This window comes from Arthrobacter antibioticus, assembly GCF_030063205.1.
GTDB lineage: Bacteria > Actinomycetota > Actinomycetes > Actinomycetales > Micrococcaceae > Specibacter.
On record NZ_JASISQ010000003.1, the window covers coordinates 168,869 to 186,334 of the forward strand.

General features: G+C 58.9%; 13 protein-coding genes. 4 read left to right on the forward strand and 9 right to left on the reverse strand.

The features are described from left to right. Nucleotides 1–48 precede the first annotated feature (48 nt). From QMG40_RS08245 to QMG40_RS08260, 4 genes are all read right to left on the reverse strand, one after another. Nucleotides 49–1,062, reverse strand: coding sequence for a 4-(cytidine 5'-diphospho)-2-C-methyl-D-erythritol kinase (locus QMG40_RS08245; protein ID WP_283530394.1), 1,014 nt, complete (start codon nucleotides 1,060–1,062; stop codon nucleotides 49–51). Between the two features lie 3 nt (nucleotides 1,063–1,065). Next, nucleotides 1,066–1,944, reverse strand: coding sequence for a 16S rRNA (adenine(1518)-N(6)/adenine(1519)-N(6))-dimethyltransferase RsmA (gene rsmA, locus QMG40_RS08250; protein WP_283530396.1), 879 nt, complete (start codon nucleotides 1,942–1,944; stop codon nucleotides 1,066–1,068). Nucleotides 1,945–2,070: 126 nt separating this feature from the next. Continuing rightward, nucleotides 2,071–3,231 (reverse strand): resuscitation-promoting factor, encoded by a 1,161-nt coding sequence (locus QMG40_RS08255; protein ID WP_283530398.1) that lies wholly within the window; start codon nucleotides 3,229–3,231, stop codon nucleotides 2,071–2,073. Between the two features lie 260 nt (nucleotides 3,232–3,491). Then, nucleotides 3,492–4,385, reverse strand: coding sequence for a TatD family hydrolase (locus tag QMG40_RS08260; protein ID WP_459252973.1), 894 nt, complete (start codon nucleotides 4,383–4,385; stop codon nucleotides 3,492–3,494). Between the two features lie 268 nt (nucleotides 4,386–4,653). On the opposite strand from QMG40_RS08260, the gene QMG40_RS08265 reads away from it, so the two are divergent. Genes QMG40_RS08265 through QMG40_RS08275 form a run of 3 tightly spaced genes read left to right on the forward strand, consistent with a single transcriptional unit; the run spans nucleotide 4,654 to nucleotide 9,560 of the window. After that, entirely contained in the window at nucleotides 4,654–5,697 is a 1,044-nt protein-coding gene (locus QMG40_RS08265; RefSeq protein ID WP_283530859.1) for an AAA family ATPase, read from the forward strand. A gap of 6 nt (nucleotides 5,698–5,703) precedes the next feature. Continuing rightward, a complete protein-coding gene (locus QMG40_RS08270; protein ID WP_283530400.1) occupies nucleotides 5,704–7,158 on the forward strand; it encodes a DUF58 domain-containing protein in 1,455 nt (484 codons plus the stop codon). 29 nt (nucleotides 7,159–7,187) lie between these two features. Then, on the forward strand, nucleotides 7,188–9,560 hold the full coding sequence (locus QMG40_RS08275) for a transglutaminase family protein (protein ID WP_283530402.1): 2,373 nt from the start codon (nucleotides 7,188–7,190) through the stop codon (nucleotides 9,558–9,560). Between the two features lie 82 nt (nucleotides 9,561–9,642). On the opposite strand, the gene QMG40_RS08280 is transcribed toward QMG40_RS08275, so the two are convergent. Both QMG40_RS08280 and rsmI read right to left on the reverse strand, forming a co-directional pair. Next, nucleotides 9,643–11,139 (reverse strand): NAD-dependent succinate-semialdehyde dehydrogenase, encoded by a 1,497-nt coding sequence (locus QMG40_RS08280; protein ID WP_283530404.1) that lies wholly within the window; start codon nucleotides 11,137–11,139, stop codon nucleotides 9,643–9,645. A gap of 322 nt (nucleotides 11,140–11,461) precedes the next feature. Continuing rightward, nucleotides 11,462–12,259: a 16S rRNA (cytidine(1402)-2'-O)-methyltransferase gene (gene rsmI, locus QMG40_RS08285; RefSeq protein ID WP_459252984.1), complete on the reverse strand. Its 798-nt coding sequence runs from the start codon at nucleotides 12,257–12,259 to the stop codon at nucleotides 11,462–11,464. 196 nt (nucleotides 12,260–12,455) lie between these two features. On the opposite strand from rsmI, the gene QMG40_RS08290 reads away from it, so the two are divergent. Further along, a complete protein-coding gene (locus tag QMG40_RS08290; RefSeq protein WP_459252974.1) occupies nucleotides 12,456–14,204 on the forward strand; it encodes a dolichyl-phosphate-mannose--protein mannosyltransferase in 1,749 nt (582 codons plus the stop codon). A gap of 81 nt (nucleotides 14,205–14,285) precedes the next feature. Here the strand turns inward: QMG40_RS08290 and QMG40_RS08295 are convergent, their stop codons facing one another. The 3 genes from QMG40_RS08295 to QMG40_RS08305 form a co-directional block, all read right to left on the reverse strand. Further along, the gene (locus QMG40_RS08295; protein ID WP_283530409.1) at nucleotides 14,286–15,095 is read right to left on the reverse strand and encodes a hypothetical protein; all 810 of its coding nucleotides are present in this window, start codon (nucleotides 15,093–15,095) and stop codon (nucleotides 14,286–14,288) included. Nucleotides 15,096–15,105: 10 nt separating this feature from the next. Further along, entirely contained in the window at nucleotides 15,106–16,275 is a 1,170-nt protein-coding gene (locus QMG40_RS08300) for a TIGR01906 family membrane protein (protein WP_283530411.1), read from the reverse strand. Between the two features lie 280 nt (nucleotides 16,276–16,555). After that, entirely contained in the window at nucleotides 16,556–17,419 is an 864-nt protein-coding gene (locus QMG40_RS08305; RefSeq protein ID WP_283530413.1) for an SGNH/GDSL hydrolase family protein, read from the reverse strand. Nucleotides 17,420–17,466: the final 47 nt, after the last annotated feature.

The window sequence follows — 17,466 nt, forward strand, 5'->3', positions numbered from 1 at the left end:
CAGGTATTTGTTTTAAAGTTCTTTGTTTTTTGCTGCAATAAACAATCATTAAGGGACCAAATGTGCACCATGCACGGGGCCTTCCACAGCCCACGCCGTATGGCCATACTTGGCCAGGGCCTCAGCCAGTTCGCCGGCCCGCTCCGAGCTTTCGGCTAAAAATGCCACCGTTGGGCCGGAGCCGGATACCAGCGAGGCTAACGCCCCCAACTCCTGCCCCTGCGCCAGAACGGCGCTCAAGGACGGTGCCAGCGACTCTGCGGCGGCCTGCAAGTCATTGTGCAGGCACTGTGCCAGCGCATGGGGATCGCCCGTCCGCAAGGCCGCCAAGACTTCCGCGTCCACATGGCTTGGTTCCACCGCCGTACAACCAGCGGATGCGCGTAGGTCATCAAGCCTCCCGTAAACAACCGGTGTTGACAAACCAAAGCCTGCTGGCACCAGTACCCAGTGCAGCGGTGTGGGTGCCAGAGCCGCTGTCAGCTCATCCCCCACTCCCAGTCCGACGGCGGCACCCCCCAAGAGCGCGAACGGCACGTCTGCGCCCAGTTCGGCACCCAAAAGGGAGAGTTCCTCCCGAGAAAGCCCTGTGTGCCAGAGCGCATCGCAGGCAACTAAAGTCGCTGCCGCATCGGCTGAACCACCACCCATACCGCCGGCAATGGGCACATGTTTAATAATTTCCAGATGGACGCCACAGGGGTTTTCGGCAACATCTGCCACCAGCCTGGCCGCCCTAACAGCTAAGTTTCCGCTATTAAGCGGTATGCCCGCTAGTGCGTCAGCGTCAAGCGAGCTGGTATCACTAATGCTCACGGTTATGTCTGTGGGTGCGGTGCCTGGCTTGGTTGTGGCTATGACTTCTTCATAACGTGACACGGCCAAATACGTGCTGGCAACCCCGTGATAGCCATCGTCACGGAGCGGTCCCACGTGAAAGGAGGCGTTAATTTTCCCCGGAGCTCTCACTCTGAGCGTGCGTGGCGCAACGGCAAAGAGCGGGTCTCTGCCAAACTCGTCCTCGTTAGCGGTGTTTATGTTTGCCTTGTTCAATGGGTCCATGGGCTATGCCGTGAAGGGTATCTTGGCTTCGGCGATGCGGGCAAACGCGGCAACGTCAATGACTTCGCCACGGGCACTAGGATCCACCCCGGCCACGCGCAAATACGATTCGGCCGCAGCTGCACTGCCAGCCCAGCCAGCTAGTGCTGCACGCAGGGTTTTGCGACGTTGGGCAAACGCTGCGTCAATCACGGCAAACACTTCAGCACGGGATGCGCGGGTGACCGGTGGGTCGTGGCGAGTGAAGGCGACAAGTCCTGAAGAGATCTTCGGTGCTGGCCAGAACACATTCATGCCAATGACTCCGGCCTTGCGCATTTGCGAATACCACGCGCCTTTCACGGAAGGAACCCCATACGTTTTGGAGCCCGGTCCTGCCACCATCCTGTCTGCCACCTCGTCCTGAACCATGACAAGCCCGTGACGCAATGAAGGGAAATTCTCCAGCAGGTGTAGCACCACCGGCACTGCCACGTTGTACGGCAGGTTGGCGACGAGGGCCGTAGGCTCACCGGGAAGTTCGGTGATACGCATGGCATCGGAGAGCACCACTTCTAAGTTCCCCGCTAGTTCGGGGCGGAATGCGGCAACGGTTGACGGTAGTTTAGCCGCCAGCACCGGGTCAATCTCAACGGCTACAACCCGGGCAGCTGCATCCAACAGGCCTAAGGTCAGCGAGCCCAGACCCGGCCCCACCTCAAGGACCGTCTCATTGGGGTCAACATTGGCGGCAGCGACAATGCGCCGGATGGTGTTGCCGTCAATGACAAAGTTTTGTCCCAGCGTTTTGGTGGGGCGCACACCAATCTCTTCCGCGAGGCGGCGAATTTCGGTTGCACCCAATAGGGGCTGGGTTGCGGGGCTGGGAGCGGGGGAGGTCACCCAATAATCGTAGCCGCTATTAACACAAGACTCCCCCGCCGCGGGAATCACGGCAGGGGAGCTGATGAATTATGTGCAGCTATTTACGGCTTTATTGCCGCACAGCTTTGTTACCGCACGGCTTTGTTACCGCACGGCGTGGGCACAGCCCCACGGGCCGAGACCTGCCTTGGCGTAGTAGGTGTTCGCCACGGCGATCTGCTGGGCTTTGGTAGCAAGGCTTGCATTGGGGGCGTACGCTCCGCCACCGTTGGCCATCCAGCTGCCGATGTCGAATTGCAGGCCGCCGTAGTATCCGTTACCGGTGTTGATTGACCAGTTGCCGGTGGACTCGCACTGAGCGATGGCATCCCACATGGCTTCGTTGGACATGGCCGGGGCTGGCGCACCGGTGGCAGCACCTTCAGCTGTCGGGGCAGCCTTGGGTGCCGGGCGTTCCTTGGAACCCACAGAAATCTTGGCGGCTACTGGTTCCTGCACAACTTTCGAGCCTGTTTCGGTCCGGCTAACAACCACGCCGTCAACTGTGACCGTACGGAAAGTCTTCTCCAGGGAGCCTGGGACTCCTTCAGCGAGGGTCTTCTTTTCATCCTTGAACATCTTCGCGTCAACGCTCTCCACAGTCTCGAAAGGAACGGACTCGGTTTCGTTGGCGGTTCCGGCGGTGTCAACGCGGGTGACCTTAACAACCATGTTCTCCACCACAGGGGCGGTGCTGGGTGCAGAGAGTTGGTCAGTTTCTGCCAGGCTCACGCCTACTTCATCCAGGAAGTGCGAAACGTTTTGCGCTGTAGTCGTTGCAACGGTTTTTTTACCGTCTGCCACAAGCGTGACCTGCTTGGGGGTGATGATGCTGATGTCATCAGAGCTGGCGATCAGTGCATCTGCCGGTACGGAGATACTGGCGTTGGCGGCGATGCCCAACTGGCTGATCAACCCGCTGATCTTGTTTGAGGTGGTGGTAACAGTTTGTTCTGCGCCATCCAGGCTCACCGTGATGTCCTTGGCCGTGTTGACGGTGATTGTGTCCCCGTCTTTTACTGCAACCGCAAGGCTGGGGGTGACGTGATCTGCCCCGGCAACGCTGACGTCTGCGCCCTTGAGTACGTCAGCAACCGAACCACCAAAGGCCCGTACTGAACTACTCTGGCCGTCCACCACAAGGGTGACGGACTTGTTTGCAGTGACAAAGGCCATCAGACCTGCCACGAGGGCTAGTGCGACTGCGGCCTGGCACGCAAGCTTCAGATAGCTCAATTTGCCATTGACGGTAAGGAATGAAAACACGGGTTCCCGTAACTACTAGAGCATCCGGGCACGGAGAAGAAGCGAACAATTCGCCGCTTGTTTTCCGCCGACTTAAAGCACGGACTGAAGCGCCAAATTGTTCTTTCGAACGTTTTCCCACAGATCCATTGTGAACGGAAGGATCGTGCGGTATTTCATCCGTTGGTCTTCCCCGACCACGGCTAATAGTCCCTCAGCGTAACCTAAATGTGACCTTTTGGACAAGGCTTGGTAACGGTGGAGTGATAAATGCTACATTCTCAATCGGCCCATGATCCGTAAACGGACTCGGTGTTTCTGCGCAGGAGTTGGCACATGTCAGTCAGCTCAGTCTCCAGTAACTGTGCCATGGTTTGCACCGTGTACGGCAGCATATAGCTGGCATTGGGGCGCCCGCGGAAGGGATGTGGAGTTAAGAACGGTGCGTCAGTTTCGGCCAACAAAAGGGCTGGATCCGCCACCACAAGTGCTTCGCGCAAGTTGTGGGCGTTCTTGAACGTCACGGTGCCTGAAAATGACATGTACCAGCCATTTTCGTTACAAATTTTTGCCAGCTCAGCGTCTCCTGAGAAGCAATGAAAGACAAGCCGCGATGGCGCACCCACTTCCCGCAATATGTTCAGCACATCCGTGTGCGCGTCACGGCAGTGGATCTGTAAAGCAAGGCCCCGTTGCTTTGCAATCTCCAGGTGTCCACGAAATGAATGGTGCTGGGCGGGCAGACCATCCTCGGGCGTCCTAAAATAGTCAAGTCCCGTTTCCCCGATGGCGCGAATCCGGGGATGAGCGGCCAGCGCATCAATCTCCACCAGCGCCTCATCCAGGGTGCCAGCCTGCGCCAGCTCCGGTGCATCGTTGGGGTGGATTGCCACAGCACCAAGCAGGCGTGGGTCAGCATCAACGGCGGCAACGGTGAAGCGAGACGAGGGCAAGTCACAGCCCACCTGCACGGCGCCGGCAATGCCAACAGCTTCGGCCGCATCAAGGGCCGCCTGCAGCTCTATTGGAGAGTCGCCAAAATCAAAATGCGTGTGGTTGTCATACACGGGCACGGGCAGTGCTGGCGGAGCCGGAGCAAAGGCACCCCGCTGGGCACCGCCGTCGTGCTTAAGCATTTCGGGGCGGTAAGGGCGGGGAACCTCGTCAGTGCACATGGTTGCCCACTTTACCGGGCAGCTGGGGAACTGCAGGGACTTTTCCTGCCCGGGTGCCGCCAAAAAGTTCTCAAGCTAGTAGCGTAGGTCACAGTACTCGGATGCATTTTGCGTCCGGCAGCAACATGAAGGGTGGAGCATGCACCAGCAGGAGACATTGTTGACGCTCGACGGCGCGGGCACGGCGCGGCGGAAACCACCACCTTTTGGTTCCCCCGGCACAGCAGGCTCCTCCGCAACAGGAGGAGAAGCGGAACGGACAGCGGTCATGGAAGCGGAGATTTTCCTGCAGCTGAGCGAAAAAATTATGGCCGCCATGAACACTGTCATTGACGGCAAGGAAGAGTCGGTTCGCCTCTCCTTGACCGTGCTCCTGGCAGGAGGACACCTGCTGCTTGAAGACGTGCCGGGCGTGGGAAAAACTCTGCTGGCAAAGACCCTGGCACGGACGGTTGACTGCTCCGTGGCAAGGATCCAATTCACCCCGGACCTGCTGCCCAGCGACATTACAGGGGTGTCAATTTTCAACCAATCCTCCCAAGTATTCGAGTTCCGTCCCGGCGCCATTTTTGCCAATATTGTGATTGGTGACGAGATTAACCGGGCGTCGGCCAAGACCCAGTCCGCTCTTCTTGAATCGATGGCTGAACACCAAGTCAGTGTTGACGGCACAACCTATACTTTGCAGACACCGTTCATGGTGATTGCCACGCAAAATCCCATTGAGATGGAGGGGACGTATCCGCTCCCTGAGGCCCAGCGTGACAGGTTTATGGCTCGGATCTCCATGGGCTATCCCGACACTGTGGCCGAACTTGCCATGCTGGAAACTCACCAGTCGGTGAACCCGCTTGACTCCGTCCAGGCCGTTGTCACGGAGGACCAGATTGCGGCGATGATCGAGTCCGTTGCCGCCGTCCATGTCTCCCCGGCGGTGCGTGCGTACACAGTGGCTCTGGGTCAGGCAACCAGGAACAGCGCCGATTTGCGCCTGGGTGCCAGTCCGCGAGCGCTACTTCAACTTTTGCGGGCAGCCAAAGCGGCGGCAGCCCTGCGTGGACGTGGTTTTGTGCTTCCGGATGACATCCGTAACCTTGTTCAGCCTGTTCTGGGACACCGTCTGCTCCTTGAGCGCAGCGCTGCTAGCCAAGGTCTCACGGTAGAGGCCGTGATCCAAGAACTGCTGGCAACGGTGCCGGTGCCGGGTGGGGCGGGCTCTAGTGGGGCTGCTTCTGGCGGGGCGTCTGGAAGCCCTGGAACTACTGGGGGCAGACCGGGCAGGCGCGCCGTGAAGGACGCCTGGAACCGGTAGAGTCAGGTGTTTTCGCTGCGTTTCTTCCGCCCCCGTGGCTGGCTGCTTCTTGGCTTTGGTGCACTGGCCTTGTTGCTGGCCGTTGTTCTGGGCCGTCGTGACCTCTTGAATATTTCTGTGTTTTGTTTTGCTTTGCCGGTGCTTGCTTTGGCAGCACTGCACTTGAGTAGGCCCGGTATCACAGTGAAGCGCACCCTTTACCCGGCACTGGGCCGTGTGGGTACCCCCGTTGACGTCGACTTGGACGTGCACGGACGCAGTCCGGGGGGCTCACGCACGCGTTTAGCGGAGGAATTGCCGTTTAGTTTCCGTGACACCCCAACCTTCAGCCACCCGGATCCCGTTGTCCCCAAAGGGTTGCTTAGTAGGTACCACTACACACTGCACCCGTCCCACCGCGGCGTGTTCACCATTGGTCCGCTGCGGGGTGATTTCGCCGACCCTTTTGATGTGGCGCTTCTGCCCCGGATGTTGGACGCGGGCATAGCGCTCACAATTGCCCCGGCGGCTGTGGAACTGCCCACGATTTCCATCACCGATGGCAGTGGCCAGGATGGTTCACGGAGCACCATTGAACGTGCTCACGCCAGCTACGATGACGCCCTGATGCGCGAATACCGCCACGGCGACTCTCTGCGGCGCGTGCACTGGCCAGTCACCGCCAGACAAGGCAAGTTGATGGTGCGTGCAGAAGAATCCGTCACCACCCCCGAAGCGGTTCTGCTCCTTGACCGCCAGGCCCTCGCTTTTGAGAGCAACAACAGAGCCACAGGGCTATCCCAGACGGGGCTGCCACAGATGGCTGGGCGCAGCACAGTGGTCCTGCCCCAGCTACTAACGTCGGTGACTTTTGAGCGCGCCGTTATCGCCTCACTCTCTGTTGCCACACACTTATTGGAACGCAATTACGCACTGCGCATTCTTGATCAGGAGGGTATGCCCGGGTTTGCTTCCTCCGCCTCTGCCGTATCCCCTGACCGTGAAGAATTCAACGGGATCGACGGGATTTTGGATGTTGCCACCGCGCTGGCGGCCTTGGAACTTGCCGAACCTGCGCCAACAAGCGGGTCGTCCCCTTCAGCCCAGTTCGCGGCGGCCCAGCCGGCGGCGGCCAAGTTCGCGGCGGCCCAGCCGGCGGCGGCAGTGGGCGCACGGGCCGGGCGCATCCCCTACGGCGATGCGCTAGTTCACAAGCTGCGCCAGGGCAGAAAAAGTGGACCGTTGGTGGCTGTGACGGGTTTGCTGGAAAAGACGGATGCCCTGTTGCTGGCAGGGTTGGCTGAATCCTCACAAAGCGCCCACGCCATTGTGGTGTGCCAGGACGCTGAGCAGGTGCACGACGCTGTGGATGTTTTGCGTGCTGCCGGCTGGCAGGTTGCCACCCTGACTCCGGATAAATCCCTGCTGCAGACGTGGCTGGAGCTGGATCAGCATTCTCCGGGGACACGGAGGTTTTCGTGAGCGGGACTCTCCAAGACAGGAGCCCTTCCATGCCAGAGTACGACGGCGGCGGGCGGGCTGGAATCCACTCGGCACGAGGAATCCTGCGCGAGCCCCGGACGGGATCTGCGCGCTGGGTGTTGGCTGTGGCGGTATTTGGCGCCGTGATGGGTGCGGCGCTGGCTTTGGACGGGGTGCTGCTGAACCTGCGGTGGCTGCCGCAGGCCGCTTTCGTGGTTGGCGGGACGTTATTGATTCCGGCCCTCTTACGCAAGTATCCGGTGCTGGGCCCCTACGCACCGTTGGGGGCATTGGCCGGCTGGTTCATGTCCCTGACGCTGATCTTCTTCCCAACAACTGCTGTGTTGGGGGTGTTCCCAACAACGAACACCGTGAAGGCAGCACTTCAGTTGGCTTCTGAATCCTCCACAGTGATCACAACCCACAACACGCCGGTTCCTGCCGTGGTGCCAATCGTTTTTTTGATCTGCGCCGGTTTGGGCTTTGCCGCGCTTCTGATCGATACACTTGCCATCACTGTGGCCATGCCTGCGACCAGCTCGTTGGGGCTGGTCCTGATTCTGCTTCCTGCGGCGCTGACAACAAAAACTGGTATTGGGACCATGGGTTTTATTGGGGCCGGAACTGGATTCTTACTGATTTTGGGGTGTTGCCGCTGGTATGCGCCGGAGGGAAAATTAAGGACGGGGACCGCCTCGATTGCCAGCGGAACACTGTCCAAGGCTGCCGTTTTGGGTGGGGCAGTGGTACTCCTTATGAGCTTTGGGACTGCTCTCATTCCTGGGTTCGCCGAAGGATCTTTTCCGCAGGGTTCACGGGTTGACGGGACCGGCGGAACTACTCGGCTCGATCCAATGATTTCATTGGGCGAAGATCTACGCTCCCAGTCCACACAGGTTAGTTTGACTTACTTAAGCAACACCGACGCACCCGAGTATCTGCGGTTGAGCACTCTGGAAGACTTTACGGGGAAGGCGTGGGAGCCCTCGGAGTTCCCCGACGGACTTGAGGCCACTCTTTCCGACCTGGCCCCAGCATTAGGGCCTTCTCCTGCCATCCCTGTGAGCAAAACGGTGACGAAGATTTCAATTGCAAGCCTGGCCGGTGACTGGCTGCCCACACCATTTTCTGCCACAGAGGTTCAGGAGCTCAGTGGAAAATGGTTGTGGAACCCGTCAACGCAAACATTCAAAGCCCAAGGTTCCTCAACCTCCGAGCAGGTTTACTTGGTACGCAGTGAGATGCCTGCGCTGACTCCCGCTTTACTAAACGCCGCGACAGAAACCCCCAGCGCCGAATTGGACCCGATTTATACGCAGCTGCCACGGAACGTGCCCAAACTGCTCTCCAGCACCGCTTTCACGGTGGCCGGTTCGGCGGCCACCCCGTACGCCAAAGCCATGGCCCTGCAAGACTTCCTGCGGGCCGGTGATTTCACCTACAGTTTGAGCACTCCCGTTGCTGAAGACTATGACGGCTCAGGCATGGAGGTCCTCGCCAAGTTCCTGGAGGCCAAGGCGGGATACTGCGTGCATTTCTCCGCAGCTATGGCCGTCATGGCACGTGAGCTGGGGATCCCTTCACGTATTGCTGTGGGATATGCTCCCGGGACCAGAACTGCCAGCGTCAGCGAGTTCGACGGCCAGAAACTGTTGGGTTATGAGGCCACCGGAGCGGACGCCCACGCCTGGCCCGAACTTTATTTTGAGGGTCTGGGCTGGGTCCCCTTTGAACCGACTCCGTCCCGTGGCAACGTACCGGCCTATGCCCAGGAGGAGAGCACCCCGGGTACATCGGCTGTTGAACCGGCCATTCCCACTGAGGAAGCGGTCAACCCGAGCGCCTCACCAATCCCAAGCAAAGCTCCCACAGCAACCAGTGGCGCTTCCGCTGCCAACGATGGCCTCGGTCAATGGTTGCAAGCGGCAGGGTTTCTTTTGGTGATCCTCCTCCTGCTGGCGGTGCCTGCCTTAGCTCGTCTAGTTCTCCGACGACGGCGGCTGGCCCAAGTACGCGGGGCTGGTTCCGGTACTGCACTAAGGTCTGGAGCATCAGCGGAGGTTCTTGCGTGGCGTGAATTGCTGGCTGCGGCAGTTGATTTTGGCTACAAGGGGGATCCGGCGCTGACACCTGCCCTGCATGCGGCACATATTTCCAAGCTGTTGGGTTCCCCCACCCCCGCTGGACTCGCCCTGGTCCTGCACGCATATGAACAACGTGTTTACGGGCACGATTCTGCGCAATCCGCCGGTGCAGCGATCATCGGCCGCGATGATCTGGCAGATGCTGTGGAGGCCCTCCTTGAGGCGTTGCTTACTAACGCCACGCTATGGGGACGAGTTCGCGCAGTGGTGATCCCGGCGTCGCTCATCCACCGCCCCTATCAACGCTCGCTCACTTAACGTCGAGAAACACAGAACGCTCCTTCACTAGGTGAAGGAGCGTTCTGTAAAACCCAGCATAAACTGTAGGAGGGTCGAGGGGTTAGAGCTTGTTCGGGTTCGGGAAGCCAATGTACTGCGTGTACTGGTACTCCTCGATTCCCTCCGTGCTTCCTTCACGGCCAAGGCCGGACTGCTTGACGCCGCCAAACGGCGCCGCGGCGTTGGAGATGACGCCAGCGTTTAGACCCATCATCCCGGTCTCAATCCGGTTAGCCATGCGGAGTCCACGATTATGATCCTTGGTGAACACGTACGCGACAAGGCCATATTCGGTGGCATTGGCCAAAGCGACTGCCTCATCCTCGTTCTTGAAAGTGACAATCGGGGCCACCGGGCCGAAAATTTCTTCGGTCAGGATGCTCGAACTAGGTGATACACCCTGCAGGACGGTGGGCTGGTAGAAGTAACCTGCTCCATCAACCGGCGCACCGCCCACAAGCGCTGTAGCGCCCTGGGCCACCGCGTCACTGACCAAGGAGTGAACCTTGTCCCGACTCTTGGCATCAATGAGCGGGCCAAGCGTGGTGGCAGACTCCGTGCCGCGACCAATGGTCATGGCAGTCATCTTCGCGGCGAACTTCTTCGCGAATTCACCGGCAATGGACTCGTGCACCAGGAAACGGTTGGCCGCTGTGCAGGCCTCGCCCATGTTGCGCATCTTGGCAGCCATTGCTCCCTCAACTGCGGCATCTAGATCGGCATCCTCGAAGACCACGAAAGGTGCGTTGCCGCCCAATTCCATAGAGGTGCGCAAAACGTTGGTTGATGCATCCGCCAGTAGGCGCTTACCTACCGGGGTGGAGCCTGTAAAGGAGAGCTTGCGTAAGCGTGAATCCTTGATCAGCGGGCCCGTGACACCCCCGGCGTCGGAGGTGGAGATCACGTTCAGCACTCCGGCTGGCAGGCCAGCATCACTGAGCACCTGAGCAAAAAGCAGGCTCGTCAACGGAGTCAGGTTGGCGGGTTTGAGCACCATTGTGCAACCGGCAGCGATCGCCGGGGCGATCTTGCGGGTCGCCATGGCCAGCGGAAAGTTCCATGGCGTGATCAGCAGGCACGGGCCCACCGGCTTTTTTTGCACCAGGATCTGCTGTGTGCCCTCGGGGTTGCCGGAGTATCGGCCAAAGGAGCGCACAGCCTCCTCGGAGAACCAACGCAGGAATTCGGCGCCGTACTTCACTTCGCCTTGAGCCTCAGCCAGCGGCTTGCCCATTTCCAACGTCATCAGGAGCGCAAAGTCATCAGCGCGCTCCATCACCATGTCAAAGGCGCGGCGCAGAATTTCTCCACGCTCGCGAGGGGCTGTGGCTGCCCAGTCATCCTGGGCGGCAACGGCTGCATCCAGAGCGGCAGCGCCATCCTCCGCAGAGGCGTCAGCAATTTCAAGGAGCACCTTGCCGGTGGCAGGATCCTCGACCTTGAAGGTTTTGCCCGAAGCTGCGCTGCGCCACTGACCATTGATCAGCAATCCAGTCGGAACACTTGCCAGCAAGGTGCTTTCGCGCTCATTGAGGTCGGTGGCAGTTTTCGCAGTCATAGGGACTCCTTTGTCAGGTGCTTGTCATGTACTTGTCTTGTGCTTGTCACGTGCTTGTCTTGTGCCGCTGCCATGGAGCTTGCCCGCCGCGTAGATCCAGCTGACTTAGTAGATCCAGCTGGCTCATCCGGTGAAGTTTTGCTGTTTTCCATGGACGTGCGGCGCAGAATGCGGCTTTTAGCTCACGCTAGTTCCCGTTACCCAAAAATGTCTACGCTTACACGCACTGCAGACGGGAGTTTTGCTGTGCAACTGCACAAAGCGGCCGCACCCTGCGTGCAAGTGCTACCGGCATCGCTAACCCCGGTTCCGCCGTCGCCCGCTATTTGCCACGTGCTGCCAGCACGGCGCTGTACAGCTCGCGTTTACTGACGTGTTCGTCATGGGCGATCACCGCAACAGCTTCCTTGAGCCGCATCCCTTGCGCAATAAGGGCATTCACGGCTGCCACCTGCTGCTCGGGTGTGATCGGGTCTGAATCGGGCGCACCCCCAACCACAATGGCAATTTCGCCACGGATCTGGGTGGTTTCGGCCCATTCAAGCAACCCCGACAGCGGCTTGCGGATAACCTCTTCGTACGTTTTGGTCATTTCGCGACAAACAGCTCCGTGCCGTGCGGGACCAAATGCCGTGTGCAGCGCACGCAGCATTGCTTCAAGGCGGTGCGGTGCTTCGAAGAAGACCATGGTGCGTTTTTCAACGGCCAGATCGTGCAATCTGCTGGCGCGTTCACCGGATTTACGTGGCAAAAAACCCTCAAAACAAAACCTGTCAGTGGGCAACCCGGACAATGCCAACGCCGTCAGCACAGCCGACGGTCCGGGTGCGGCGGTGACTTTGACACCCGCTTCAACCGCCGCACTGACAAGCCGGAACCCCGGATCGGACACTGATGGCATGCCGGCGTCGGTGACCATGACAAGGGTTTTTCCACTTTGCACCTGGGTCAGGAGCTCACCGGTCTTAGTGGCTTCGTTGTGTTCGTGATAGCTGATGATCTGCCCGCCAACCTTGATACCCAAGCTTGTCACCAGACGGTGCAGCCGGCGGGTGTCCTCAGCCGCAACAATGTCAGCGCCTTCCAACCACGCGATGAGACGGGCGGAAGCGTCCCCCATGTTTCCAATGGGCGTTGCTGCCAGCACAATGTAACCCTCCCCCGGCTTGGCAGTTGGGGCAAGACTTGAGTCAAGGGGTTCATCGGCTTGTTCAGCGGCCTGTTCTGCGGTGTCGAGCTCGGTGCCAAAGTCATCTTCCATAACACCAGCGTAGTGGGCTGCGGCAGTGAGAGCCCACTTAGGTAGCATTGGCTGGGTGCACCCCGATTCTGTTCTACCCCAACCCCTCGATGCGAGCAACCACGTACCCAAAGGCCCAAACGCATCCCGCTCAAGCGCCCCCAAGCATGCATCCAAAGGCTCTGACCGGGCCACCGGTTGGGTGCCGCAGCAGGATGCACGTCGGAGCTGGATCCAAGATCCGGGCGTTGCCTTCAGCCGCTCAAGCTTGCGTGCCAGACTTCTCGGGGTTCGCTGGGCCACCCCTCCCGGCATGCGCCTGTGGTTTTGGCTTGCCCCCGCACTGACCGCCCTCATTGGCGGCGTCCTGCGATTCGTGCGCCTGGGCCAACCACCGTCACTGGTTTTTGACGAGACTTACTATGTCAAGGACGCCTACAGCTATCTGCAAAGTGGCTACGAACGCAATTGGGCGGAAAAAGCCAACGATCTGTTCAATCAGGGTATTTTCTCCAGCATAGAAAGCACCGCCGAATACGTTGTACACCCTCCCGTGGGCAAATGGATGATTGCCTTTGGAATGTGGATTTTCGGTCCGGATAACACTTTCGGTTGGCGATTCACGGCAGCACTTGTGGGAACCATCTCCATCTTTATTCTTGCTCTCATCGCCCAAAAAATGTTCCGCTCAAGCATTCTTGGGGCTATGGCAGGCCTTCTCTTTGCCATCGACGGGCACGCCATCGTCTTGTCCCGGACCTCACTGCTTGATATTTTCGTCATGTTCTTTGCCCTTCTGGGCTTTGGCGCGCTTTTGTTGGATAGGGATGACGGACGACGCCGGCTGGCAGCCAAGCTGGCCTCCCTCACCGGTGCTGATGGCCTGATCCCGGCGAAGAAATTGCTGTACGGACCCTTGCTGGGCATCCGGTGGTGGCGTCTGGCTGCCGGAGTGTCCCTGGGTTTATGTATTGGCACCAAGTGGTCAGGGCTTTTCTTCCTCGCTGCTTTTGGGCTTATGAGCGTCATTTGGGACATGAACGCCCGCCGTATTGCTGGCATCAAGTACTGGGTACTGGGAGCTGTCTGGAAAGATGGCATTTTCGCCTTCATCAGCATGGTGCCCGTAGCAGCTCTCACGTATCTGGCCACATGGACGGGTTGGTTCATGTCCAAGGATGCCTACGACAGGAACTGGGCTGCGGAAAATCCGGCTGGTCCGTGGGGTTGGATCCCGGACTCCCTACGCTCCTTGTGGCACTATCACTCGACGGCGTATAACTTCCACACCGGGCTGGGCTCAGATCATCCCTACAAAGCCAACGCCTGGTCCTGGCTAGTGATGGGCAGGCCAACCTCGTTCTACGTCCAGAATTATGAGAACGGGGAAGCCGGCTGCGCGGTGGATAAGTGCACAGCCGCCATCACAAGTATTGGCAACCCGCTCATCTGGTGGGGTGGCTCCCTGGCCATCCTCTTTCTCATCGGCGTGTGGGTTGCCAAACGTGACTGGCGCGCCGGAGCCATTCTGCTAGGTTTCGCAGCGGGATTCCTGCCATGGATTTTTTATCCGCTACGCACCATCTTTTTCTTCTACGCCATCGCCTATGAACCATTCATGATTTTGGCGATCGTCATGGTCTTGGGAATGTTGATGGGCAAGGTTGGGGACCCTCTGTGGCGTCGCGCCCAGGGTGCCGTTATTGTTGCCATCTTCATTGTTCTTGCCGTGGCTGTCAGTGCTTTCTTCTACCCCATTTGGGCCGGTGAAATCATTCCCCAAGAGTATTGGCGCCAACACATGTGGCTTCCCAGCTGGATCTAGCTGGACCGAACTGGATCTAGCCGTATCCAGCAGGATTCAGCAGGGTCCAGCAGGGTCCAGCAGGGTCCAGCAGGGAGCTGGCTACCGCGGGTCGAGGCGTGGCAGGCAATGATGAAGCATGCCAAGTTCCGCCGCCATGGCCTGCGCGGAAAGTTCCGGGCTGATAGTGCCTTGCATCCGCAAAATATCGATGGCCTTGTGTAGGTCAGCGCGGAGTGATTCCTGAGCTGTTTGTGGCAGCGAGGCAACAGCCACACGCATGTTTTCGGTCCAGATAAAGTCACTTTCCAGGGACTGCGCGGCACGCTTTGCGAACGGTCCAGGTGACTCATGTAAGTCATTGGAGAGAAAGTTGATCAGGACTGCTAAGACGATGGCAAGGATTGTTGGAACCAACCAAATTTCCCAAGCGGGAGGCTGCTGGCGTACTCCAATTGTCAGTATTCCAGCCAGGGTCAGCACGCCAAGAATGATGGTTCCCCCCGCAATACTTTTATCATCAGCACCACCGACACCATTGCGCAACGCACGCCGAAGAAGTGTTCCCAGCTGGACTAGGGTGCTCACGATCATGGCCACACCTGCGACGGGAATTGCCTGCGCCCCGTCAACGTCCTCTACGCCGAAAGGATCCCCCGCAAGCGTCGCAAGGCCCCAAATCGGTGCCCACATGATGGCAAGACCAATAGGGCACGAAATGGCAATGACCAGTCCGGAGACGATCCCAAACGCTCGCCCCTGCATCCGTACCTCATCCGCCGCAGGCCCCAGAAGCGAAAGAACTGCCCGATGCTCACGGAAAACGTGCGCTTCAAGTTCATCCCAATGGATTCGAGCCCCTCGCGGAAGCTCCCGAACCCAGTCAACGGCGCTGAGCGCACCCCGGCTCATATCCCTGGCCCTAGACTGAGCGCCGGCCCGGCCGTTGGGCCGCACCCACGGCTAAGCGGCGGTCCTTGGTGGGCCAGGTGAAAGCCAAGGTCAAAGAGGAGACAACCAGAACAAATACTCCGATAAATATGCCCGCGTCCATCCAGAACTGGCTTGGGAACAATCGGATCAATGTGTCATCGGTATAGAAAGTCCAGGTGCCGTCGGCAAAGAATATTCGGTGGAACTCTGTGAAGAACTGTTCCCAACCGGTCACAGCAAGTACACCCAGAGCCAGTATCAAGGCCAGCGTTGCAATGGAGCCGGCAAACAGGGCACGCCGAATCCCGCCAACACTGCGTCCGGCAAGGTACACCATGCCGATGACCATGATCACCGCCAGGACAAGACCGGCCAAGAACGCCATGACAATGACACCCTTGACATCGGCCATATGGCCAACCTCTCTTGTCAGGAACAAGGGATTGCCAAGGTTATTGACAAGGTCACCCAAGTACCGCGGTGGGGAAAAATTAAGCAAATAATCGATGGTGTAGGAACCGTAGGTCATCCGGTCCTCAGTGCTGAAACCAAAAGAATCGGCAGGGAAACCCGGGCGGTGATACTCAACCCAGAGAAAGACTGAGGAGGTGACCAACCGTATTGAGAGAACAAGCAAAACGATCGGATAAAACACCGCGATCAACACCTGAAAAACGCGTGTCAACACCGGTTTGGTGTTGGCGGCCCTATCCATGGCGGCCTGTCGCTTGGCCATCTCCTGCGTCCGCGTACGCGCCGTGGTCATGCTGTTGGGGGCTGCCTCGAGGTCAGCACTTGTATCCACCTCGTTGCTGTCCTGTGTCAGGTCCGCGGCAATCTCGTCATCACTGGGTAACCGCGGTAGCCTACCAGCCGCCCGCATGGGCTCGGCCGCGTCGTCGACCCTGATCTTGGTACTGGAAGCACGTGAGGATGAGGAGCCCGAATCCGGTAACGAAGCTGCTCGGCGCGGACCGCCCTTTTGCGTGACAATAGAAGGCCCAGCTGTCGCAGCGGTATCAGCCACGGCCGCTGTTTCAGCAGTCCCTGTGGCATCCGCTATTTCCACCTTGCTGGCAGGTTCGCCAACACGCTCCGACGGAGTCGTTTTCGGTGCAGCGTTGTGGGCTGAGTCCTGGGGCTTTGAATTCTCGGTCACAAGTCGAAAGGATACCGGCCGGGCCGCACGTCGTGGCACTGCCACCCCGCGTCGATGCCAAAATGTCACCAGATGTCCAGTTCAAGCACAGCAAATCAGCGTGCTTTGGGTGGGACCTTGCCTTGGAGCCCGCCGGCTCCCATGTTGTTGCATCCCAGTTGTTGCATCCCAGTTGTTGCATCACACAGTCGTTTCATCACACACCGTGCCCGCTGAGGAGTGGGGAGATCCGTCCCAGGCGTCAAGAAAGTTTGTTCCCCGCGTTGGCGAGCCTGTTCCACTACACAGGCGGTTCTGACGGTGGCTCGTGGTCAATGCCCAACGGGATGGGACGTTTGGCTGAGAATCCGCTGCTCGGTGATTGGTGGCGGATACTGCCAATGACCCAGGGCATAAGATATTCGCGTGCCCAAAGCACATCGCCGGCACGGGCCTCGCGCCACCTTTTCTCCGGCAACGGCTTGGGCAGCAGCGGCATCAACGAATGTGGCACGTTGAGCGTTTCAAGCACCATGGCTGCCACCGCGTGATGTCCCAAGGAGGACGGGTGCAGCCGATCCCGGCTCCACATTCGTGGATCATGTAGTTCAGTCATGGCCCACAAGTCGGCAATCACGGCGTCGTAGTGTTTGGCAATACCACGCAAGTTCTCGTTATATACGGCGATCTTTGTGCGGAACTGTCCCAGTACCGTGGACCGACCCGAGTCAGGGCCAACAAATATAAGTACCTGCATACCCTGACCTTTTAAAAGTCCCACGGCTCCGGCCAAAATTTCTGCCAACTTATCGGGATCGGCGCCCGCATGCAAAAGGTCATTGCCACCAGCCTGAAGAGAAACCAGATCCGGTTTCAATGCCAATGCCTGGCCTATTTGAGAATCAAGAACCTCTTGAAGCACCTGCCCACGAACTGCCAGGTTGGCGTAAGCGAATTCAGGTACTCCCACGCTGAGTTCTTCGGCCACACGATCAGCCCAACCCCGGTAATCACCTGGGCTGTTTGGCTGCGGATCATCAATCCCCTCGGTAAAGGAATCGCCAACGGCCACGAACCTTCTATAGGGGTGGGGCGGCAGATAAAGTTTAGGTGGCTGCTCTGTGGGCTGCCCATCCTCTTCACTTTTCGCTGCCTGAAGATCCATACACCCATACTCCACCCAATTCGCAGTCTGTGGGAGGGGCCGGCGGG